We start from the raw sequence: 20,626 nt of genomic DNA on the forward strand, positions 1-20,626 counted from the left end.
CGTACCAATTCTACGCGGGCGAGTTGAAGCGCTGATTAAATCAGGTTACCGACCAGTGTTCCGCGGTGGACACTCAAATCAAGATTGATGCCAGTACATGAAAGGCCCGATGTTGTCCATCGTGTATGGCGCGTTACCGGCTTGGTTCAGGCGGGCCTGGCGCTCCAGTACGGCGAGGAGTGGACGAGGGTGCCGGTTTTCGGCCTGTGCTCGCTGCGTTTGGCTGCGCGTCGGCCATCGGGAGAGAGTGATCGGCTCTGTTGCGGGTCATGACGTTGGTGACGGCTGACAGGGCCTGAACGAGGGGACGGGTCTTTCGGCGGCAGGATGAGAAATGCGGCCCCACGCGTCCGCCGAGCAGGAAGACCCATTCGTGCTCCACCGTAACGCTCCGCTGTCCGTCGAAGGTCACCGTCGCCTGGTGCGACGCTGCCGGTCCGATCGCGCACCATGGCGGCAACACGGCGAGGTCGGATGGGGGAGGGCTTCGAGGCGTTGATCGGGTACGCCTACCACCGTGCCGAACGGCCACGGGTCCGACATTCCGCCGGTGGGCGGGAATCAGGCGGGCGGGTCCGCGGGAACCGGCGCCGTGGTTCTGCTGCGCACCGGGGTCTGCGTGCGCAGCGGAACCGCGGGTGGCTCAGGAGGTGTGCGCTTCCTGGAATTTGACGATCAGGCTCTGTGGGATGCGGCCGCGTTCGGACACTTCGTGTCCTTCCTGTCGGGCCCACTCGCGGATGGCCTGGTTCTGTTCCCGGTCACCGCCGGCCTTGACCGCGGTGCGGGCGGTCGGCCGCTGTTTGCGGCCACCGGCCCGGCGTGCGTGCCCGACGAACGGGTCGAGCACCTCGCGCAGCTTCCGGGCGTTGTCTTCCGAGAGGTCGATGGTGTACTCGACTCCGTCGAGGCCGAACGTGATGCTTTCGTCGGCCGCGCCGCCGTCCAGGTCGTCGATCAGCTCGACGATGGTCTTCTGAACCATCTTGGGGTTTCCCATCCGATTGTTAGAGGCGAAGTGTCGCCTGCACTCCGAAGTGAACGTTCAGTTCCGACCGCACTATACCTATCGTGCGGTAATGCCGTCGGGGCGTTCGGGCGGGCGTTGGGTGTTGCACGTTTCCTTGGGATGTGGGCGACGCTGCCGGGGGTGGCCGGCTTGGAGCCGGCTGATCCGCTTGCAGTGCCGATAGCGCATCAGTGCGGTCGTCCGGGTCGACGGTTGTCGGCAAGGCCTGGTTGACGGTTACGGCCGAGCCGTCGGCATCCGGGTGGCCTCACGCGGTTTCCGTGTCGGCCACGCAGCTTCGGCTGCCGGCCGGCCTACGCACCGTGCGGCCACCGGTGCGGTGGCCAATCGCCGGTGGAGGAGGCATGGTCGGTGGCCACTCGTGATTGTCCGTCGGCTGTCCGCGCGGCGCTGACGGTGTTCACTGTCGGCAAGTGTTACCGGCCCGGCTGCTGTCGGCATCGTGTGACGCCGTGCCCGCCCGCCGGCCGAGAGGTATTCGACGCGTTTCCCGGGTACGCAATCGAGGTGGTGGAGTTGTGTTGTCACCCATCGGTTGCAGGTGCGAGTTGGGGCTGGTTCCGGTATCGCCGGAATTCCGGGAAGTCTGCCCGCCGTCGAAATCCGGGTGGACTGCGCGACCGTGCGCCGGTTCGACCGGGCGCGCAAGCCTCCGTCGGTCACGGAACGCGCCTCGACCGACCCGGCGACGTCGAGGGTTCTGATCGTCCTGAACCGGGCCGCCGCCGTGCGCGCCCTTGACGGCTGCCGCACGGGCACCGTCCACCTGATCGCCGGTGACGTGATCGTCGGCCGGGACTTCGTGCCGCCACAGGCCGACGACGCGTGGCTGCGCACGGCGGCCGGCTGCTCGGAGTGACGCTACCGGTATCCGGCGCGAGGGTCGCCGGGCGTGCGACCGACACCGCCGGAGGTGCGGCCATGAACGGTCCACGGCGCCGGCCGGGCATAGGGGATAGGACGGGATAGGACGTAACGGGTGGCGCAGCTGTGCCGGGGGTGGGGTGGCACAGTTGCGCCACCCCACCCCCGGCACAGTCGTGACACCGGTGGCAATCTGCCGGGGTGTGGACAACCCGGCGATCAACGCTCCCGGCCCCGGCTCGCACCGCACCGGCGCATTCCGGTCCAACCCATTTCACTCGTTGGAATACCGGAGTGATTCCAGGCATTCCAGAGGATTTCGCTCATTGGAAACTTTGACTTCCGGCGCGACCGGTGTGACGATATCCCGGGCGAAGCAAACCGGGGGGCGTGAAGTCGGATGTCGGCACCAAGGCGACAGCATTCCGAATCAAGGACTGTCCGGCCGCCGTCGGTGCGCGAGGAAATGGGCTCGTCGACGATGTCAGAGGGTGTGCCGGAGAACGGCGGTGAATTCGCCGCCACAGGCGGCGCGCCTTCCCGGTGAGCCCGCATGAGCATCCGCGTGATGACCTGGGTATGGGAACACGCCGAGGCCGCGGGCACGGATCTGCTGTTGTTGCTGGCGATCGCCGACTCGGCCGACGATCAGGGACGCAACGCCTGGCCTTCGGTGGCGGACCTGTCCCGCAAGACCCGGCTGGACGAACGCACCGTCCAGCGCCGCCTCAAACGGCTGCACGGCCAAGGCCACGTCACCATCGAGCCCGGTGGCGGACGGCGCCGAAACCGGTACACCATCCCCATGGCCTCCGCGCCCGCATCACCGCAGGCGCCACCTCCACGGGATCACCCCACAGCGCCGTCCGACCGCCGGACAACACCCCCTGCCCCTCGCCGGGGTCCGGCGCGGCGATCGGGTCGCCGTCCCGATCACGTCGACTGGCCGGCGTGGTGCGGGCGCTGCGACGGCCCCACGCCCCAGGAACGCTATGTCGACGACGGCTCCGGCACGCTCGTGCCGTGCCCTCGGTGCCATCTCAAGGGCCGCGACCGGAACCCCCGGTAGCAGCGGTCCACGCCGCCCGTGCTCGAATCGTCGGACCGACCGACGACGGACCGGGAAGCCCACCCAGGCCGAGGACGCGGAATCGATCACCGCCGGCACGTGGTCCGCGTGGCCTGCACGCGCTGCGTTTCGATCGCTTTCCCGGGACATCGGCCACATCCCGGTCCGGCTCGAGTGGAACTCGGCGCAGCAGGAGCAGGCGGAGAGTCGCCGGTGCTCGGCGTCGAGCCGACACCGTCGCCGAACCCTCCGGGTGACGGCCTTCGGTGTGCCTCCGCACGTTGATCCGGACGTTTAGGACTCGCTGTCGAGGCCGGGCCGGTGGATCCGGGCACGAGCCGTCGAGCCCGGCTTCACGAGCGTTCTTTCCGATTCGGTTGTGGCATCTCGTGGCGCAGAAGCCGATCGTCTGGAGTGGACGCCCGTCGGGTCGCGTCCTGGCTCAGTGTAGCAGCACTCATTATTACTTCAGTGTAGACTGAATCCGGCTATCTCCACGAGCGGTGTCCCGATCGGGTGCGCACCCGGCCCGCGCCCTGGCTGCCACCGGCGGCGAACCGGTGGTGTCGGTATGGCGAGCGGTGCTGGGGGAGTGGTAGGACATGCCCGACTCGACGCTGCGACACCTGGTCACGGACCATGTCGCGCCGCGTGCCTCGCAGCACGACCCGGTGGCCGCCATGCCGCGTACCGGGCCGCGGTGGACGAGGTTGTGTACCAGCACGGGCTGAGCGTGGACGAGCACGACCGCCTGGTGGTCGACAGGGAACGGGCCGACGGTGACGACGTGCGCGAGCGGGTCGACGAGGCGGACGAGGCGGCGCACCTGTCGGCCGTGGTCGACCGGCACCGACTGCGGCCGGGCCGACTGCGGCCGGGCCGTCACCGCTGCTGCTGGGCGGGCAACGCCACGGCCGGGCGTTCGCGTTGCTCGGACCGTGCTGTCGGGGCACCGCCGCGGAAGGGCGGACTCTTATCCGACACCCCGACGTGCGACCGCCAGGCACACGACCTGGGTCTCAGGTCATCGTCAGTGAACGCGGCCGGGACACCTGGTCCACGTGATTCGGCCACGGAACACCGCGTCACCACCGGCGGCCCGGCACCCCGGCCTGATCAGCCAGGCATCGCAGGTCACGCCTTCGCTGCCTGTTCGAGGCGATCACCACGGGTAGGGGCCGTCCGGGTGTCCGCCGGTACCGCTGTGTGTCCCGCGCGACACGCCGGCGCCCCCTGCGACGTGGGGGCGGGGCATGGCTGCACCTAAGCTGTGTGAGCATCGCTCGGATTGTCGTGGTGAGTGGAGTGGACTGTGGCAAAGGCCGGCGTGGTGGACCCGGAGCAGTTGGACCGGGAGGCACGAGAGCTGTTCCGACAGCTGACGCCCGCGTCCGTGGCCGGTCGGGATCAACACGATCGTGCCGTCACCGTCGCGCCTGCCGAGCGGCTCGTCGAGATCACCCGCCGGGCCCGGTTCATCGCCGTCAGCGACACGCTGGCCCGGGCCGTTGTGGCGCTGTTGGGCCGACAGGGCATCACCGCCGAGATCGGGCACGTGCAGGTCGACCCGGCCGCCGAGGGCGATGAGCAGGTGATGGGCCTGCTTGTCGATCTTCACGGGGCACGCGCCGTCGTACCTGTCCGGCCCGGCTCGACCCGACTGCGTGCCTATCCGGAGACCGGCGACATCGACCTCGCGGGCAGCGAGCCCCTGCTGGTCCTCGCCCTGTCCGACAATGCCGTCGAGCAGGACGGTTGGGTCACGGCCGACTCCATCGGCACCGTCCTGGTCGAGCACCTTTCCGCATCGGCACAGCCTGCCGGGAAGTCGCTCGCCGAGACTGCCTGAGCGGCCGTATCCGCCCGCACGTCCTGGCATCCCGTCCCACCGGCTCGGAGGGCGGTGTCCGTGCCGCCGAATTTCGGCCCCGTCGTGGTCTGCCCCGTCGTGGTCTGCTTCACAGCCGCCGGGACGAGCGGTAAGTGCTGCTCGGGGCTCGTTCGGTCTCCGGGTCGCCGGTAGCGAGGACGGGGCCAGGAACCGCTGGGCCGCCGGGGCCGGGACCAGCCCGGCGCGAATACCGTCAGGGTTGGTCGGGCTGCTCACCGCGCAACAGGGCCAGAATGGTGTCCAGCTTGGCCCCGTGCTCTGCCTGCGCCCCGGCGATCTCGGCCAGCCGGTTCCCCTGCCGCTTCTGCGTCGCCTCGATGGTCGCCAGCATCTCGTAGATTGACTGGACGTCGTTGTCGAGCTGCCGAACCTTGCGCTCAACCTCTGCCGGACTCGCCATGGTGGAGCAGCCTAGCCGCCTCGTGTGGCCGGTAGGTCGCCTGTCGTCGGAGGGTGGACCAATGCCTGTCGTGGTGGCGATGGGCAGGGGTCTCACTTGGAGCCCTCGTTTATCCGCAAGTGCCGCTTGGACGGCGCATCGTCCCCGCGCCGTCTGCCTGTGTCCGGTCACGGCGATCCGCGGCGGTGCCGCGTACCTGGGCGATCGCCCTGAACAGCAGCGGCTGGACACCCTGCCCGGCATGGCGGGTGCGCCCTTCGACGACGTCGGACCTCGACGCACTGGTGAAGTCCACCGGCGTCTGGTCACCGGCAGGGCCGGATCCACCCCTCTGGCACGGGAAGAACTCGACCATGTAGCGGTAGTGGTCGAGCAACCGGGGCCCACCCGCTCGCGCGAGGTGACACCGTGCCGAGATCGACCGGTGGCTGGATGCCTGGACCAACCCCGCTCGTGCGGGGAAGGCGACAGCCTCCGTACGGCGACCGCGACCGCCACCGGGCCACCCGCAGCAATGACCTGCTCGCCGCCGCGCAGCTCGCCCGATAACGGGTGGGTACTCGCCCGATCCGGAGGCCGACGACCCGTGCGCGGTGACCAAGGGTCATGTCGAGGCGTTCCAGGCGTGGATGATCGATACCCGCTCCGCGTCCACCGCGTTGAACAAGCACAAGGGCGTGCAGCAGTTCACATGGCTGATGGTCGACGAGGAGGGCATCGCCCGCTCGCCGATGGAACGCGTCAGGCAACCCGATCCGCGGAGGAAGCCCGTCCCGGTCATCCGCGACGACGACACGAGGAAGGTCTGGGTACCTGCAAGGGCAAGGATTTCGTCCAGCCCCGCGACGAGACGATCATCCGGCTCTACTGCAACACCGACGCCCGCCTGTTCGAGGTCGGCAGCCTGACCCTCGACCCCGAATCCGCGGTTACCGCAGTGCTGCATGGCACGACGACGGTCGGAGGAGCCAGCCTGAGCGTGCCGGCCGCTGCCGGTGGATCGCCGACAGGGGCAACGGAAACCCCTGTCGAGTGAAAGACGGCTGCGCGTGTCGCCAGACGAGACCAGCGACCACGCGAACATGGTTTGGGGCGGCGACGGGATCGCCGCCCCAAACCACACTGAGGATGGTCAGTCGCCGTTGTCGAACAGTTCGGTCGGCGTGTCGGCGGCCAGTGGGTGTGGCTCGCCGGTCAGCGCGGCCAGTGCGGTGGCGACCTCCTCGAGATCGGCCTTCACGTAGATCGCGATCGCGCCGGTTTTGGAGTCGGTGTTGGGCCTGTGGCCGGCGTAGGCGCGGGCCACGGCCTCGCCGAAGTTGCGCTCGGCCCACTTCAGCGTGGTGTGCCGCAGCCAGTGCGTGGAGATGTTCTGGGTGCGGACCGGTTCGACGTGCTCGCGCAGTCGTTCCCACAGCCCGTCGTAGCGTCGGTAGGTCAACGGTTTGCCGTTGTGGTAGCGCAGCACCTTGCTGGTCGGCTCACGCGCGCCGCGATGGTGGGCGTGGTCGACCAGGTGGGTCATCAGCGTCGGTGACACCGGTTGCCAGCGGCTGAGCTCTCCCTTCTCGTGCAACCGGACCAGGCACTGCTCCCGGTCCAGGTCGTCCAGCGTCAACGCCAACGCACCCCCGCGGCGAGCGGCGGTCTCGACGTGGAGCCGGATCAGCAGCGCGTCCAACGCCGGATCGTCGCCGGTGGTGGAGGCCGCCGCGGTGATCGCCTCCAGGACCATGTTGTTGAGCCCTCGCCGAGTGGGCACCGCACGCTTGGGCTTCTTGACCTTCCGCGTCGGATCCTGGGCGGCGGTGATCAGGCCGTCGTCGACGGCGAACTTGTACAGGCACCGGGTGGCGCTGAACATGTGCTCGGCCGCGCTGTGTCCGCCGCGCCAGTTGCGGCGCCGGACCCCCGTCTGCCGGACGTGGCCGAACAGCCACGTCAGGTCCGAGGCGGGCAGTTCGTCCAGCCTGCGCTGCGGCCACAGCGCCACCAGCTTGTTCCAGTAGGTGCTGTACAGCTTCCGTGTGCCCTCACCGACCAGCCCCGACACGACCGGCACCCAGTCGGTGAACGTGGGCACCTCACGCGCGGGCCGGGCCGGCTGTGAGGCCACCAGAGCCTCCGGCGACACCCCCAGCAGCGCAAGGACCTGCCGTGCCTTCTCCAGATCGGAGTCGCTCGGTTGGGACTCGGTCGTCACGACACCCCCTCCGCCGCCGCGCCGCCCGACTCGCCGACGTTCACGCACGCAGTTCCCGGACCGGGCGCGACGCCGGCGCGGCCCACGTCGCCATCGCCGTCGAACGCGCGGGACGCGGCGACGACCCGGCGCGGATCGGGAAGGGCCTTGTCCAGCACGACCAGGCTGTGGATCACCATCGCCGCGCGTTCCGGAACCGCGACCAGCAGAACCGGGTCACCGGTCTCGAAGGACCACCAGCGTCGGATGACCGAGGGGATCGGGATCAGTCCGCGCTTGGTCAGCGTGAACACACCCCGGGGGTTGCGCTGGAGCACCAGCGAGGCCCCGTGCACCCGGATGTCCACGCGTTCCTGCGGACCCCACCCCAGCACCGCCAGCAACGGCTGGTTCGCCAGTCGGCCTCGGTCGTCGAAGCGGGCGAGGGCATAACGCGGACGATCGCGCACACTCAACGGCCCCAGCGACTGAACCGGGGGCGCGGGGGTGCGCCGCTTGTCCAGAGTCCGGGGTTTCGGAGCCGATGGAGATTGCCGGGAAACCGGCGACGCCGCCTTGCCGGTTGATGACCCGGAAACACCGCCTGGATTTACACGACGGTTTCGCTGTGGCGCTGTACCCGGTAGAAGACCGGCGATGACCTTGTCAGTCACGGCCACCACCGCCTGACGCGGTAGAGGCCGTGCCGACCACTTGAACACCCGACCGCCACTTGCGGTCGGGTACCTGAACTAGTGTTATTGGACTGGGGATCCAACACACGATCTTGTGTCCGAGAGGTTTGCCCGAACACGCGCCTGTGGGGAATTCCCCACTCCTCTCGAAGGGGAGTGGCTCATACATGCAGCTTAGCAGCTGTTTGAGGCTCCCGTACACGAGTGGGGAATTCCCCACACAGCCTTTCGTCCAGTGAAATGACTCGACCCAAAACCGGTCGCAGACGGTTGCCGTCAGTCAAGTCAAATAAGCTTGTCATGCTTGACCAAGAAGGGTCATGGTCCGATTCAAGGCATCCGAGAACCATATTTCCTACCGCGCCGAGAGTCCTACTTCGACAATTCGAGCTGAACGCGTACGCGGTCGCTTCCACGCCCGGCACCGGCCGCCAGTCCCGTTCCGGCAGCCGCTGGAATCCCAGCCGCTGGTAGAGCCGGTGTGCCGTGGTCATGTGCTTGGAGTTGCTTATCGCCAGTCGCCGTGCGCCGAATTCCCGTGCCCGCATGATCGCCGCGTGCACCAGTGCCTCGCCGACACCGCGACCGCGGGCGGGCGGGTTCACCGCGAGCATCCGGAACTCCACCTCGCCGTCCCGGCTGACCTCGGCGTACGGGGTGCCCGGCCGGACCACCGTGACGGTGCCCAGCACGGTGGTCTCCACGTCCACCGCCACCAGCAGTTCCGCCTGGCCGGCGTGGGTGCGCGCATCGACTAGGGCGTGTCCTGTCGATCTGACTGGCTGAGTAAAACCAGGTGCGGCCGGTCGCCGCGATGGTGTGAGCTGCGGGACATGACGATCGTTCTGAACGAGCCCGACGTGGATGGGCTGACCGCGGTCGTGGATGCCCTACGCGTATGGCAGGACGACCGCACGCCGCTGCAACTCCATCCGGGAGACCTCGGTTGGGCCTGGGCGCTGGGCGCGGAGAGGCTGGCCGCGGCCGTCCGCACCTGGAACGTGGACGGACGGATCATTGCCGTCGGATACCTGGACGACCCTGATGTGCTGCGCCTGACGACCGCGCCGGATCTGCGACAGGACGGTGATCTGGCGCGCCAGCTGCTGGCGGACCTCGATGATCCGGAGCGCGGGGTCCTGCCGCCCGGGAAGGTCGGCCTCGAAATCCCCAACGGCGCCCTGCTCCGCGAGGTCCTCTTGGAGGCGGGCTGGATTCTGGACGAGCCGTGGACGCCGCTGCGCCACGACCTCGCCGAGCCGGTGAAGGACTCCGGCCTGCGGATCGAGGTAGCCGGTCCGGAGACGGCGGGGGTGCGGACCGCAGTGCATCGCCCGGCGTTCGGCAGCCCGGCGTTCACCGAGGAGATTTGGCACGTCCTCGCGGCCGGGCCGGTCTATGCCGACGCCCGCTGCCTGATCGGCTACGACGGCCAGGACAACGCGGTGGCCGCGGCGACGGTCTGGTCGGCAGGGCCCGGCAAGCCCGGCCTGCTGGAGCCGGTGGGCGTGCACGCCGACCATCGCGGTCGCGGCTACGGGACGGCGATCAGCGTCGCCGCTGCGGCGGCGCTGCGTGAACTGGGTGCGTCAAGCGCACTCGTCAGCACCCCGACCTCGAACGCTGCCGCCGTCGCCGCCTACAGGGCAGCTGGATACGAGCCGTCGTCCGAACGGCTGGACGTCAGCCGAGCCGCCTGAAAATGATCAGGCGGCGGTATCGGACAGGCCGCGTCGCTGACCCTGGCTGGGCCCGAACGCCCTTTGAGGACATGGGGTAGGTCGGGGTTCGATGATGGTCGGATGATTCGTCGTGGTGAATTGACCGATGCGGTCTGGGCGCGGATCATGCCGCTGTTGCCGCGCTCCAACGGGCGTCGTGGCCGGTGGCGGGATCATCGCCAGGTCATCGACGGGCTCTTGTGGAAGGTACGCACGGGTGCGCCGTGGCGGGATCTGCCGGAGCGGTATGGGCCGTGGAAGACCTGCCATGAGCGGCTGCGCCGGTGGACGGCGGATGGGACCTGGGATCGGATCCTCACGCAGGTCCAGGCGCACGATGACGCGGTCGGGACGATCGAGTGGGCGGTGTCGGTCGACTCCACCATCGCCCGGGCCCATCAGCATGCGGCAGGGGCCCGGAAAAGGGGGCTGCGGCACGTGGCCGGTTGCGCCGGTCGGCGGCGAGGCACTGGGACGATCCCGCGGCGGGTTGAGCACCAAAGTGCACCTGGCTGTGGACGGGCGCGGCCGTCCACAGTCGATCCTGCTGACGCCCGGACAGGCCGGTGACAACCCGCAGTTGGTGCCGCTACTGGAGGCGATCCGGGTGCCCCGGCTGGGGCCGGGGCGTCCCCGGTCGCGGCCGGATCGGGTCATCGCCGACAAGGCATACTCGCATCCGTCTACCCGCGCCGAGCTACGCCGGCGCCGGATCGCCACCACCATCCCCGAGCGTGCTGATCAGAAATCCCGGCGCCGCGGCCGACCACCTTGCTTCGACCGCGACCTCTACCACGACCGGAACGTAGTCGAGCGCTGCTTCAACCGGCTCAAGCAATGGCGCGGCCTGGCCACCCGATACGCCAAGCGCGCCGCGATCTACCGAGCCGAAGTCGTCATCGCCGCCATCATGATCTGGCTCCGCTGATCGACAGGACACGCTCTAGCACGTCCGCGTACCCGCACTGGTCGAACTGGCGACGAACAAGCCAAGCCCGCGCCCGGATCAGCCACCACAAGAGACGACATCACAACCTGTCGTTGTCGTATCTGGTCACTATTTTAATTAACGGCCCGACGAGTTGCTGGAACAGGTTCTCGTAAAGCACGCAGTGAAGTCGGGCACGCCGTCTGCCTGTGCCGAACCGACCGGGTGGTGCGTCTGGTGATCCGCTGCCGGTCCGGGTGGTATCACCTGGCCAACCCGCAGCCGAATCCGGCGCCCCGGGCCCCGCCGCCGCCCGCGCCGAACCAGGGCTGCCACGCCGGCTGCACGCCGTGCGTGCCGATCGCGAGCGACGTCGACTGCGAGGGCGGCTCCGGCGACGAGTCGGCGTACGTGCGCGGGCCGGTCACCGTCATCGGCTCGGACGTGTATCGGCTGGACGGCGACGAGGACGGCATCGGCTGCGAGCGGGCCGCTCTGAACAGCGGTGTCCGGGGGCGTGGAATCGGATAGGACACAAGGTGGGGGTCGGGGAACCGTCGATGAAGGGCTGGGTGTCATGTCACGGAGGTTCGGTACTTTCCTGGCGCTGGTGCTGACCACGGCGGGCGGCTTGTTCGCCACGACCGGCGCCGCTCATGCCGTCACCGTGGACCAGGTCTGCGTCGGCACGTGGGCGGTCACCTACGACCCGCCCATCACCAACACCCCGCGGGTCGTGACCGGCAACCTCACCGGGTTCTTCCCCGCCTGCACGAACCTCGGCGCGCCCAGCGGGTCGTACGCCCAGACGTTCACGGACACGGTGTCGTGCGCGACGCTCCTCAGCGCCGGAGCGGCGTCACGCACCTACACGTGGAGCAACCCGTTGGCCGCGCCGACGACGTTCGCGTACAACTGGACGGTCAGCGACATCGGCGGCCAGGCGGTGATCACCAACACGGGCCTGATCACCAGCGGCACGTTCGCCCCCGCGAGCGCGGAACAGGTGGCCGTACTCGTGACGCCGGACGTCCTGCAATGCGCCGGCACCGGGATCTCCAGCCTCACCGGCCCGACCACGCTGACCGTCTTCCGCCCGTAGCCTCGGCGGCCACCGGTCGGGCGGGAGGGGGGCGATGTAGTCGGTGACCGGCCCGGTGATGAGCCGGTGGTCGGTGCCGGTCGCGGCCGAGGCGGTCGAGCCGAGGTCGTCGTCGTGGTTCCGGAAGCGGACCCGGCCGTCGCCGGGGCGTTGCGGTCCTCGACGGCCTGCTCGGCTGTCTCGGCGAACGGGTTCGTGGCGCTGACCACGATGATGGTGTCGAGGCCGCCTGGGTGCGGAGTTTGTCGATCAAGCCCTGGTGGGCGGTGCCAAGGCCGTGGGCGGTGAGAGCCGAAGGCGAGGTCGGTGGCCCCGGACGAGGCTCGTGGTGTGCGTGCGGGCGAGGCCGTCGGACACCGGCGGCCACGCCGCTTGAACAGCAGCGATGACTTTTCGAGCGGCACAGGTCACCGGGTACTCCCTGACTTTCGGCGGCCTGTTGCTCCTCGGTGGCCGGATGGCCGGTGACAACTCTGGTCGCGTTCACCGTGGCACGCGGCTACGCGGTGACGGCGGTCAGCGCGGTCGATTCCGCCATCGGACCACGAGGGCGTTGCCCACCAGGCACCCGAGAGCCGCGAAGATGATCAATACGCCGTTCCGGCCTTGCGCGACGGTGAATTCCGAGCTCGTGGCAGGGGTCGCGAGGAACGTCACCAGAAGGACGATGACGGTGCCCGCGACCGCGGAGAGGGTGCGGGTCGGTGTCGCGGTCACGCTCTTGGGCGTGCAGCGGGTGAGCAGCTTGCCGAAGTACGCGAGAAATGACATCTCTGCCGCTCCGACTCGTTTCCACCGCACGGCGAGGAACGTCAGGACAAGGAGCAGAAGCGCTGCATCGGCCGCCAGATTCCGGCTCAGCGACCCCTGCCCGACCGAGATGTTGATGAAGTAGGAGAGGAATCCGCACCCCACGAACAACAGTGTCAGGGCGAGTCCCCAGCCCACCAAGATCCGCAAGGTGCGGCGGATGCCGCTGTCGTGCACCGCTGGTGGTGCGGGCAGGGACGCGGGTGCAAGGTGGACGTGAATCCCGCCGGTCACAGAGCCCGCTTGAATCGAGGGGCCGTGAACATCTCCGGTCAGCTCGTTGTGAACGTGCACCGGATGTGGCATTGCGCTCGGTGTCGAGGTTGGTTCGTCGTCGGGGCTCGGCGGCAGCGGGCTCGCCATCGGTCGTTCTCCGAGGGTGGTGGTTGAATCGTGGGACGGCTCGTAGCGGTCTAGCGCGTGTGACGGTGTGGCCGGCTCCGCTCGACGTTGTCGCTGAACTGTGTCCTGACGGAGTCGACCTGGTTGCGGACCTGCGGCTTCGGTGCGCGGCGGCGAAAATGTCGGTGGGAGGCGGTAGAACTACAGCACGGACCGGGGAGGCTGCATGACCAGCGATGACGAGCAAGGCGAGTCGGGTCTGACCACGCCGAACGGGTGCAGGTGGTGCGGCCTCGGTGAGCGCGAGCACTACCGGCGGTGGAAGCCGCCGGTCGGGTGGCATCACTGGACGCCCCCGACCGACGACCAACGCAAGGAGCGGATGCAGGCGCGGCGACGCCACGTCGAGGGACCGCACGACGTCGACGATCGCTACTTACTTTGCGGCTAGCGTTCGCATCTCCTTGAAGGCTTTGCGGAGTTGTTCGGGGACCTGCTTCGGAGAACACAGAGAGAGTGCGAGCCCGTGCATCATGGCCGGCTTTCCCGCGGGGCCGGACTCGCTCTGCTCCTGGAGCATCTGCTGCACGTCATAGCTGAACTTCCCGGCGCGTTTCGACGCGAAGTCCTCCGGCGCCCACGGGGTGCCGCGCGGCCAGCGCTCGTTCGCCACCTGTGCCCACAGGTCGTCCGGGAAGAATTCTTCGAGTTCCTTGTAGCCGTCCGGCTCACCGACGATGTCGACGATGTCCTTCTTCCTCGGGCCGAACCGGAGTTCGAGCGCTTTGTCCTGGAACATCCTCTTCCTGCGGCTGTCCGCGTCGATCATCAGCCGCACGTGACGGTCGTGTTCGAAGAGGTAGCCCGCCAGGTGCAGAGCGCCTTCGTTGTTGCCGCAGCCCCACAGGGCGATGCCCGCCGCCTGCAGTGACACTCCTTCGCTCAGCAGGAACAGCGGCGGGATCGCCTGCTGCTCGGTCTCGCCTTCGACCGCCAGGAAGTAGCGCTCGTGCAGCAGCACCGAGTTGCGCAAGCCCACGCTCGCGGCGATCTTGCCGAGGAAGCGGTCGATGGCCTCGTGCGACTCGGTGCCCAGCCGCTCCACCACGGTGACCCCGTCCTCCAGCTTGAGGTGCACGACGTCGGCGATGTCGACGCCGTCGATGAGGTTCATCGAGTGCGTGGCGACGACGACGTTCACGTGCGGGATCGCGCTCTGCTCGCGGATGAGGTCCATGACCTTCCGCTGGTGGGCGTAGTCGAGGTGGGTGTCCGGCTCGTCGTACACGACGATGGTCTGCAAGGGCGACGGCGCGACCTCGCCGTGCTCGTCCGGGTCCGCCTCACTGGCGTTCTGCTCCGAGAGCAGGTCGCTGGTCCACTCCCAGATCGCCAGGGAGATCCGCCGCCCGCTCCCGTCGCCGGATCGCGCGAGGTCGACCGCTCCGCCCGAGCTGCGCGCGATCCGCAGTTCGGCGCTGCGGAAGCCGTGGCTGAACGAGATGTCCGGTTCCACGGACACTTCGGTGATGTCCGGACACCTGTGCCTGATGTGGTCGCACAGCGACTTCGAGTCCGTGCGCAGCCTGATCTTGACCTCGTCCTCGATCTGGGTGAGCCTTCCGCGAAGATCGGGGTCTTTGACGTGCGTCTGGAACCGGGCGGTGAGCGCGGCCTTGACCGCGTCGTTGGCCTTGGCCGCCCTGCCGTCGAACGGGAGCAGGCGGGGCAGGCGAGTGGTCAGGTCCTTGGGTGCGGGAAGCCAGTCTTCACCGCTGGTGTGCGACTGCGCGTATTCGGCGAGGGCCGCGAGGCAGTCCGCCTTGCGGGTGGAGGCAGCCTTGAGGTCCAGTTCGCGCACCAACTGCTGCAAGTCGGATGCTTTGTATTGCGTCAGATCGCGGAGGCGGTCATCGGTCGGCACGGACTTCCAGCACTCCCAATACGAGGACTCCTCGGTTGCGACGCGCCGAATCCGCACCGTCGCAGGGAGTTGGAAGGCGCTCTGCTCCCACTCGCCCAGAGCGAAAAGCCCTTCGACGTCGGTCGATTCACATCGAGCCGCCGGTGTGCCGGGCATGTAGGAACGTTCCTCCTCGGCGGCGGCGTAATCGCCGAGCAGGAACGACAGGGCTTCGAGCAGCGCGGACTTCCCGCCGTCGTTGTGACCGGCGACGATGGTCGGCGAGCTGATGGGGATGTCCTTGACCTGTAGCAGCGAACGGAACCCGTTCACGGAGAAGCTCTTCAGGTGCACGACTGGGGATCGCTCCGTTCTGCCTGCCGTGACGTTCCCCGATGTTGTCACTGGCTGCTGTGTGCGAGGAGAGCCATGCGGAAGGCGGACAACCGCTCTCGCGTTCGTCCGATGCTAGTTCCCGGCCACGGACTCCGGGGACCGCGCTCGCGCGACACGCCGGATGACTGTCCGCGCCGTGCTCCGTTGCGCTCGTTGTCCGCAATATTGCCGACAAGCCCGGTGTCCGGCAGAGGAGCGCCTGCGGGTCCGTGCGGAAACTCCCTACTCGGGTATCTACCGGTGCCCGGATCCGGAACGTATGGTCCGGCCGGCTGGATACCCCTCGGATCGGAGACAATCGGATGCGCCGTCAACGTAAACAACGGGCTCGCAGACTCGCGGTGCTGGGCGCGGTGACCCTCGCGCTCAGTGCCGCGGTGACCGGCTCGTCCAGTGCTCATCCCGAGCACGGTGGTGGTCGGGAGGACTTCCCCGGTGAGGGGATCGCGGACGGGCTGTACAAGCAGCACGACGGCGACGAGGGGCATTTGCCGGCGGTGTCGCGCAACGTCTCCGTGGTCGGCAAGGCGAAGGTGACCAACCCGTCCGGCGCGGGCAACACCGGACGCGTGGCGGACGTGACCGCGTTCGGCGACTACGCCTACCTGACCGCGTTCCGCGAGCCGACGTGCGAGAGCACCGGCGTGCACGTCATGGACATCTCCGATCCGACGAAGCCGGCGGAGGTGACGAGCGCGTTCATCCCGACCAGCGACGGGTCGTACGTCGGTGAGGGCATCCAGGTCGAGCACATCGACGACAGCCCGTTCTTCCACGGCGACCTGCTGATCCACCAGAACGAGACCTGCCCCGGCGAGACGCCCCCAGGGGCGAACTCGGGCGGTATCTCGCTGTGGGACGTCACCGACCCGCGCAGTCCCAAGCCCCTGGCGATGCACGTCGGTGACTTCACCAACACCGCGGGCGGCCTCGACCCCGCGCCCAACCAGGTGCACAGCATGCGGATGTGGACCAACGTCTTCGACAAGAAGACCTACGTCGCGCTGGTGGACGACGAAGAGGGCACGGACGTCGACATCCTCGACATCACCGACCCGCGCAACCCCGTGCTGGTCAACGACGGTCTCGACCTGGGCGCGGTGTTCGGCGTCGACCAGCCGAGCCCGGCGAGCCTCACGTCGGTGTTCAGCCACGACATGATGATCGCCAAGGTCGGCCGCCGGTACGTCATGAACGTGAACTACTGGGACGGCGGGTACGTGCTGCTCGACGTCACCGACCCGCGTCCGGGCAAGGTGAGCCTGGTCGCGGAGAGCGACTACGCCGCGTTGGACGAGGAACGGTTGGCGCGGGGGCAGGAGATCGCGCCGGAGGGCAACTCGCACCAGTCCGAGCTGTCGCCGAACCGGAAGTTCATGATCGGCACGGACGAGGACTTCAGCCCGTACCGCGTCACGGCGAAGATCGACTCCGGTCCGTACGCGGGCCAGGAGTACAACGCCACCTCGGCGGCCGACACCAAGCCGATCGACGAGAACACGACGGTCAGCGGCGACACCACCTACGTCGGCCAGGCCTGTGAAGCGGTCCCGCCGGGCACCGGCACGGCGCTGGTCGAACGCGGTGTGTGCACGTTCCAGGTGAAGCTGGACAACATCATCGCCGCCGGCTACACGGCGGGCATCGTGTTCCAGAACGTGCGGTCGGACTGCCAGGGCGGGTCCACGATGGCCGCAGCGGGGGCCATCCCGTACGTGTTCGTCAACCGGTACGCGGGCCTACGCCTGCTGGGCGTGCCCGGCGTGACGGAGGCGAACGCCTGCACCACGCCGACGCCGGCCGCCGGAGGCGAGTCGACCACGATCAAGTCCGTGTTCGACGGGTGGGGTTACGTGCGCCTGTTCGGCACCGACATCCCCACCAGGCCGGGTACGACCGGCTCGATCAGGCAGATCGACACCTACTCGGTGCCCGAGGCGCAGGACCCGGTCTACGCGCGCGGGTTCGGCGACCTGTCGGTCCACGAGGTGGCGATGGACCCCGAGAATAACAAGCTCGCCTACCTGTCCTACTACGCCGCCGGACTCCGGGTCGTGGAGTACGGCCGCAACGGCATCCGGGAGGTGGGGGCCTTCATCGACGAGGGAGGCAACAACTTCTGGGGCGTCGAGGTGTGGAAGGACGAGACGGGCGAGCAGTACGTGCTGGCCAGTGACCGCGACTTCGGCCTCTACATCTTCCACTACGGAGGCTGACCACGTGTGATCCGGCGGGACCGGCGTCCGGTCCCGCCAGATCAGGCGATGCCCAGCAGCCGCTCGGCGTTGCCGTGCGCGATGCGGTGGCGGTCGGTGAGGCTGACCGGGAGGTGGTCGAGGAAGTCACGGCCGCGCTTGTTGGAGTCGTACGGGTAGTCGACCGCGAACAGGATGCGGTCCACGCCCACGGCGTGCAGCAGGCACAGGAAGGGCGCGTGGGCGAAGAACCCGCTGGTGGTGACGAAGAAGTGCTCGGCGAAGTACTCCTCGACGGACCGTTCGAGACCGACGACGGCCATCGCCTCGCTCGCCCGCGCCAACATGAACGGCACGGCTTCGCCGTCGTGGCCGATGATGAAGCGCAGGTTCGGGTAGCGGTCGAACACCCCGGAGATGATCAGCCGCAGCGCGTGCAGGCCGACTTCGACGTGCCAGCCCCACGCCGCGGTCGCCAGGACGGTGTTGACCGCGTCCGGGAATCCGCCGTAGTAGACGTCGGCCACCTCGCCGGGCACCGGCGCGGGGTGCAGGTAGATCGGCGTGCCGAGCGCGTCGGCGCGTTCGAGGACGGGCCGGAACGACTCGTGGTCCAGGAACCGGTTCCCGGTGGTGCCGTTGATGATCGCGCCCTTGAGGCCGAGTTCCTTGACGCCCCGTTCCAGTTCGTCCGCTGCGGCGGCCGGGTCCGGTGTGGGCAGTGACGCAAGTCCGGCGAACCGGTCGGGGTGTGCGGCGACGCATTCGGCCAAGATGTCGTTGGACTGCTTGGCCAGGCGCACCGCCAGTTCGGCCGGCATGGTCTCGAAGCCGGGCGTGGTGTGCGACAGGACCTGCACGTCGATGCCCGCCGCGTCCATGTCCGCCAGCCGTCCGTCCTTGACGTCGAGCAGCTTGGTCTGGGGCATCTTGTCCCACAGTTGCTCGTTGAACGGGTGGTCGCGCACGAGCGGGTCGACCTGGGGAATCTTGAAGGCCTCCTCCATTGCGATGATCTTCACGTCGCCTCCCGGCAGCTACCTCATAGTTGACGTCGGTGTACGACTTAGAGGTAACCGTCGGGAGCGCTGTTCAACCTTCGAGGCGCCGGATGACGTTGATCGGTCCGATCGAGTCGATGTCGGCGATCTTCACGGGCACGCCCTCGGTGGACGCGTGCACCGCACGCACGCCGTCGACCGCCATCGCGACGTGGTGCTGGTCGGAGTAGTAGATGATCAGGTCGCCCGGCTTGACCTCGCCGCGTGACACCGTGCGGCCGATGCCCGCTTGGCCGTAGGTGGTGCGGGGGATCGAGATGCCGGCGGCGCGGTAGGACTGCTGCATGAGGCTGGAGCAGTCCCACTGGTCCGGGCCGTTCGCGCCGAAGACGTAGTCGTCGCCGCGTTGGGCCAGGGCGTACTCCAGTGCCTTGCCGGCGGTGCCCGCGGGGACGGCGATGCGGGAGGTGTCGCCAGCGTCGGCGAGGGTGGCCTTGTCGGCGGCGCTGAGCTTGTCGTACTGGGCGCGTGCGTCGGCGACCTGCTTGTCGAGGTCGGACTTGCGCTGGGCGATGTCGTCCAGGATCTGGGCGGCGGCGTTGGTGGCGTCCGTGGCCCGTCGCTGTGCGTCGTCGGCGTCGGTGACGGCCTTGGTCAGGCTGTCGAGCGCGTCGGCGTTCTCGCCGGCCAGGATGCCGAGCGCGGACATCCGGTTCAGGTAGTCCTGCTGCGAGTCGCTGACCAGCAGCGCGGAGAGCTGGTTGAACCGGGCGCCCTCGAAACTGGCCTCGGTGAGCAGGTCGACCTGGCCGCGCAGCTGCTCCTGGGCCTGGCGCGCGCCGGCGAGATCGCTGTTGGCCTTGTCCAGCTCGCCCTGTTTGGCCTTGAGGTCGTCCTGTGCCCGCAGGTGCTCCTCGTTGAGCTTCTCGGCCTGGCCCGCCAGTTCGGTGTACTTCTTCAACGCCTCGGAGGCGTTGGTCGGCAATGCCGGGTCGGCTGCCGCCTGGGGCACGGAGAGACCGGTGGCGAGCACTGCGGTGGCGGCGGCCGCCAGCGCGGCCCGGGCGGTGCGCTGAGCGGGTGGGAACGCCACGATCGCGCAAGCCTCCTTCGAGCTTCGGGGACGGCCACCCGAATGGGTGAACCGGCTGGGTCCCGGACAGGCTACGGAAGGCGGCCCGGTTCGTCCACTATCACTCATAGTAAGTATCACTAAGTTGGTTAGTAGGTGGTCGGTGGCTACTGTTCCCTTACGTCTGTGTTCGACTTGAGGAGGACTCGTGGCGCGTGACGAGGTCGCCCCGCTGCTGCTCCTGCACGGCGGCGGCGGCGACGCGAACTCGTGGAAACCGGTGGTGGACCGGCTCGACCGGGAGTGGCGGGTCGAGCCGGTGAACCTGCCGGGGCACGGCGGCGAGCCGGGGTTCCACTACGACGCCGGTGTCATCACCGCCACCGCCCGGCTGGTCGCCGAACGGCTGCCCGCCCTGGGGCTGACGCGTCCGCACGTGGTCGGGCACTCCATGGGCGGCGCGGTGGCGCTCGAACTGGCCAAACTCGTCCCTGTGGCGGGCGTCACCGCGCTGTGCCCCATCGGGTTCTGGACCCGCCCGCGAGCGTGGGTCACCGCCGCCCTGCTGCGCAACGCCGCCCGGATGTCCACTGTGGCCGATCCGGCGACGCGATCGTGGCTGATGAGCGAGGCGCCGGCACGCCGGCTCATGCTGACGGCGTTCTCGGCCAAGCCCTCGCTGATCCACCCCCGCGCGGCAGCGGCGGCGGCGTCCGCCCTGGCGTCCAGCGACATCATCGCCATGACGAAGTTCACCTGGCGGTACAGCTTCCGCGGCCGGGTCCCGTACCCGGTGCTGCTCGCGTGGGCGACAAGGGACCGGCTCGTGCCGCTCGCCGACGCCGCCAGGGCCCGCAGGCTGCTCCCGCACGCCGAGCACGCCCTGGTCCCGGGCAGCGGCCACCTCGTCGTGGAGGACGACCCGGATCTGGCCGCGTCGATCGTCAGCGGTCACGCGAAACGGCTCCCACCTGCGGATTTCATCGATCCTTGATCGCGGCTTGGACGGTGCCGCCCAGGATGGG

At 68.6% G+C, this 20,626-nt stretch carries 20 protein-coding genes; 10 read left to right on the forward strand and 10 right to left on the reverse strand.

All coding sequences use genetic code 11. From position 1 onward, the window contains the following. Positions 1–643: 643 nt before the first annotated feature. Positions 644–985: a histone-like nucleoid-structuring protein Lsr2 gene (locus ALI22I_RS02540; protein ID WP_077003947.1), complete on the reverse strand. Its 342-nt coding sequence runs from the start codon at positions 983–985 to the stop codon at positions 644–646. Between the two features lie 586 nt (positions 986–1,571). On the opposite strand from ALI22I_RS02540, the gene ALI22I_RS02545 reads away from it, so the two are divergent. The 3 genes from ALI22I_RS02545 (at position 1,572) to ALI22I_RS02560 (ending at position 4,812) form a co-directional block, all read left to right on the forward strand. Then, complete coding sequence (locus ALI22I_RS02545) at positions 1,572–1,889, forward strand: hypothetical protein (protein ID WP_143531912.1); 318 nt, start codon at positions 1,572–1,574, stop codon at positions 1,887–1,889. Between the two features lie 558 nt (positions 1,890–2,447). Further along, complete coding sequence (locus tag ALI22I_RS02550; RefSeq protein WP_077003949.1) at positions 2,448–2,963, forward strand: helix-turn-helix domain-containing protein; 516 nt, start codon at positions 2,448–2,450, stop codon at positions 2,961–2,963. A 1,312-nt stretch (positions 2,964–4,275) separates the two neighbouring features. Next, a complete protein-coding gene (locus ALI22I_RS02560; RefSeq protein WP_077003951.1) occupies positions 4,276–4,812 on the forward strand; it encodes a hypothetical protein in 537 nt (178 codons plus the stop codon). A gap of 235 nt (positions 4,813–5,047) precedes the next feature. On the opposite strand, the gene ALI22I_RS02565 is transcribed toward ALI22I_RS02560, so the two are convergent. From ALI22I_RS02565 to ALI22I_RS54990, 5 genes are all read right to left on the reverse strand, one after another. Further along, positions 5,048–5,254, reverse strand: coding sequence for a hypothetical protein (locus tag ALI22I_RS02565; RefSeq protein WP_077003952.1), 207 nt, complete (start codon positions 5,252–5,254; stop codon positions 5,048–5,050). A 604-nt stretch (positions 5,255–5,858) separates the two neighbouring features. After that, positions 5,859–6,200, reverse strand: coding sequence for a hypothetical protein (locus ALI22I_RS50320; RefSeq protein ID WP_077003954.1), 342 nt, complete (start codon positions 6,198–6,200; stop codon positions 5,859–5,861). Positions 6,201–6,386: 186 nt separating this feature from the next. Further along, on the reverse strand, positions 6,387–7,457 hold the full coding sequence (locus ALI22I_RS02580; protein ID WP_077003955.1) for a tyrosine-type recombinase/integrase: 1,071 nt from the start codon (positions 7,455–7,457) through the stop codon (positions 6,387–6,389). After that, on the reverse strand, positions 7,454–7,906 hold the full coding sequence (locus tag ALI22I_RS02585; RefSeq protein ID WP_077003956.1) for a hypothetical protein: 453 nt from the start codon (positions 7,904–7,906) through the stop codon (positions 7,454–7,456). Before ALI22I_RS02585 ends, ALI22I_RS02580 begins: the two co-directional genes overlap by 4 nt. Before the next feature lie 386 nt (positions 7,907–8,292). Next, positions 8,293–9,018 carry a GNAT family N-acetyltransferase gene (locus ALI22I_RS54990; RefSeq protein ID WP_338013454.1) on the reverse strand — a complete coding sequence of 242 codons (726 nt, stop codon included), beginning with the start codon at positions 9,016–9,018 and terminating at the stop codon, positions 8,293–8,295. Between ALI22I_RS54990 and ALI22I_RS02595 the strand changes: the two genes are divergently transcribed. The 4 genes from ALI22I_RS02595 (at position 8,965) to ALI22I_RS02615 (ending at position 11,882) form a co-directional block, all read left to right on the forward strand. Further along, the gene (locus tag ALI22I_RS02595; protein ID WP_077003957.1) at positions 8,965–9,831 is read left to right on the forward strand and encodes a GNAT family N-acetyltransferase; all 867 of its coding nucleotides are present in this window, start codon (positions 8,965–8,967) and stop codon (positions 9,829–9,831) included. The two genes, ALI22I_RS54990 and ALI22I_RS02595, sit on opposite strands and share 54 nt — an antisense overlap. A 102-nt stretch (positions 9,832–9,933) precedes the next feature. Then, positions 9,934–10,780, forward strand: a protein-coding gene (locus ALI22I_RS02600) for an IS5 family transposase (RefSeq protein WP_238598034.1) whose coding sequence is annotated in 2 segments (ribosomal slippage) — positions 9,934–10,277 and positions 10,276–10,780 — 849 coding nt in all. Because the reading frame shifts where the segments join, the coding sequence is not laid out codon by codon here. A 237-nt stretch (positions 10,781–11,017) separates the two neighbouring features. After that, positions 11,018–11,311, forward strand: a complete 294-nt coding sequence (locus ALI22I_RS51890; RefSeq protein WP_202970597.1) for a hypothetical protein — start codon at positions 11,018–11,020, stop codon at positions 11,309–11,311. A gap of 46 nt (positions 11,312–11,357) precedes the next feature. After that, positions 11,358–11,882, forward strand: coding sequence for a hypothetical protein (locus tag ALI22I_RS02615; RefSeq protein WP_077003958.1), 525 nt, complete (start codon positions 11,358–11,360; stop codon positions 11,880–11,882). Positions 11,883–12,398: 516 nt separating this feature from the next. On the opposite strand, the gene ALI22I_RS02620 is transcribed toward ALI22I_RS02615, so the two are convergent. Continuing rightward, on the reverse strand, positions 12,399–13,055 hold the full coding sequence (locus ALI22I_RS02620; RefSeq protein ID WP_143531914.1) for a hypothetical protein: 657 nt from the start codon (positions 13,053–13,055) through the stop codon (positions 12,399–12,401). Positions 13,056–13,260: 205 nt separating this feature from the next. Between ALI22I_RS02620 and ALI22I_RS02625 the strand changes: the two genes are divergently transcribed. Next, positions 13,261–13,485: a hypothetical protein gene (locus ALI22I_RS02625; protein WP_077003960.1), complete on the forward strand. Its 225-nt coding sequence runs from the start codon at positions 13,261–13,263 to the stop codon at positions 13,483–13,485. Here the strand turns inward: ALI22I_RS02625 and ALI22I_RS02630 are convergent. Continuing rightward, the gene (locus tag ALI22I_RS02630) at positions 13,471–15,270 is read right to left on the reverse strand and encodes a hypothetical protein (protein WP_238598035.1); all 1,800 of its coding nucleotides are present in this window, start codon (positions 15,268–15,270) and stop codon (positions 13,471–13,473) included. The genes ALI22I_RS02625 and ALI22I_RS02630 overlap by 15 nt on opposite strands. A 365-nt stretch (positions 15,271–15,635) precedes the next feature. On the opposite strand from ALI22I_RS02630, the gene ALI22I_RS02635 reads away from it, so the two are divergent. Further along, positions 15,636–17,549, forward strand: a complete 1,914-nt coding sequence (locus tag ALI22I_RS02635) for a PA domain-containing protein (RefSeq protein ID WP_143531915.1) — start codon at positions 15,636–15,638, stop codon at positions 17,547–17,549. Positions 17,550–17,590: 41 nt separating this feature from the next. On the opposite strand, the gene ALI22I_RS02640 is transcribed toward ALI22I_RS02635, so the two are convergent. After that, positions 17,591–18,550, reverse strand: coding sequence for an amidohydrolase family protein (locus ALI22I_RS02640; protein WP_077003963.1), 960 nt, complete (start codon positions 18,548–18,550; stop codon positions 17,591–17,593). A gap of 70 nt (positions 18,551–18,620) precedes the next feature. Then, complete coding sequence (locus tag ALI22I_RS02645) at positions 18,621–19,622, reverse strand: C40 family peptidase (RefSeq protein ID WP_077003964.1); 1,002 nt, start codon at positions 19,620–19,622, stop codon at positions 18,621–18,623. A gap of 187 nt (positions 19,623–19,809) precedes the next feature. On the opposite strand from ALI22I_RS02645, the gene ALI22I_RS02650 reads away from it, so the two are divergent. After that, positions 19,810–20,595 (forward strand): alpha/beta fold hydrolase, encoded by a 786-nt coding sequence (locus tag ALI22I_RS02650; protein ID WP_077003965.1) that lies wholly within the window; start codon positions 19,810–19,812, stop codon positions 20,593–20,595. The last annotated feature ends 31 nt before the right edge of the window (positions 20,596–20,626 follow it).

Origin of the sequence: Saccharothrix sp. ALI-22-I (assembly GCF_001984175.1) — a bacterium.
GTDB lineage: Bacteria > Actinomycetota > Actinomycetes > Mycobacteriales > Pseudonocardiaceae > Actinosynnema.

Excerpts from the sequence above, each read along its gene's own strand:
- ALI22I_RS02540 (WP_077003947.1), bottom strand. The coding sequence starts at position 985 with ATGGTTCAGAAGACCATCGTCGAGCTGATCGACGACCTGGACGGCGGC.
- ALI22I_RS02550 (WP_077003949.1), top strand. The coding sequence starts at position 2,448 with ATGAGCATCCGCGTGATGACCTGGGTATGGGAACACGCCGAGGCCGCG.
- ALI22I_RS02565 (WP_077003952.1), bottom strand. The coding sequence starts at position 5,254 with ATGGCGAGTCCGGCAGAGGTTGAGCGCAAGGTTCGGCAGCTCGACAAC.
- ALI22I_RS50320 (WP_077003954.1), bottom strand. The coding sequence starts at position 6,200 with ATGCAGCACTGCGGTAACCGCGGATTCGGGGTCGAGGGTCAGGCTGCC.
- ALI22I_RS02595 (WP_077003957.1), top strand. The coding sequence starts at position 8,965 with ATGACGATCGTTCTGAACGAGCCCGACGTGGATGGGCTGACCGCGGTC.
- ALI22I_RS02615 (WP_077003958.1), top strand. The coding sequence starts at position 11,358 with ATGTCACGGAGGTTCGGTACTTTCCTGGCGCTGGTGCTGACCACGGCG.
- ALI22I_RS02620 (WP_143531914.1), bottom strand. The coding sequence starts at position 13,055 with ATGGCGAGCCCGCTGCCGCCGAGCCCCGACGACGAACCAACCTCGACA.
- ALI22I_RS02625 (WP_077003960.1), top strand. The coding sequence starts at position 13,261 with ATGACCAGCGATGACGAGCAAGGCGAGTCGGGTCTGACCACGCCGAAC.
- ALI22I_RS02635 (WP_143531915.1), top strand. The coding sequence starts at position 15,636 with ATGCGCCGTCAACGTAAACAACGGGCTCGCAGACTCGCGGTGCTGGGC.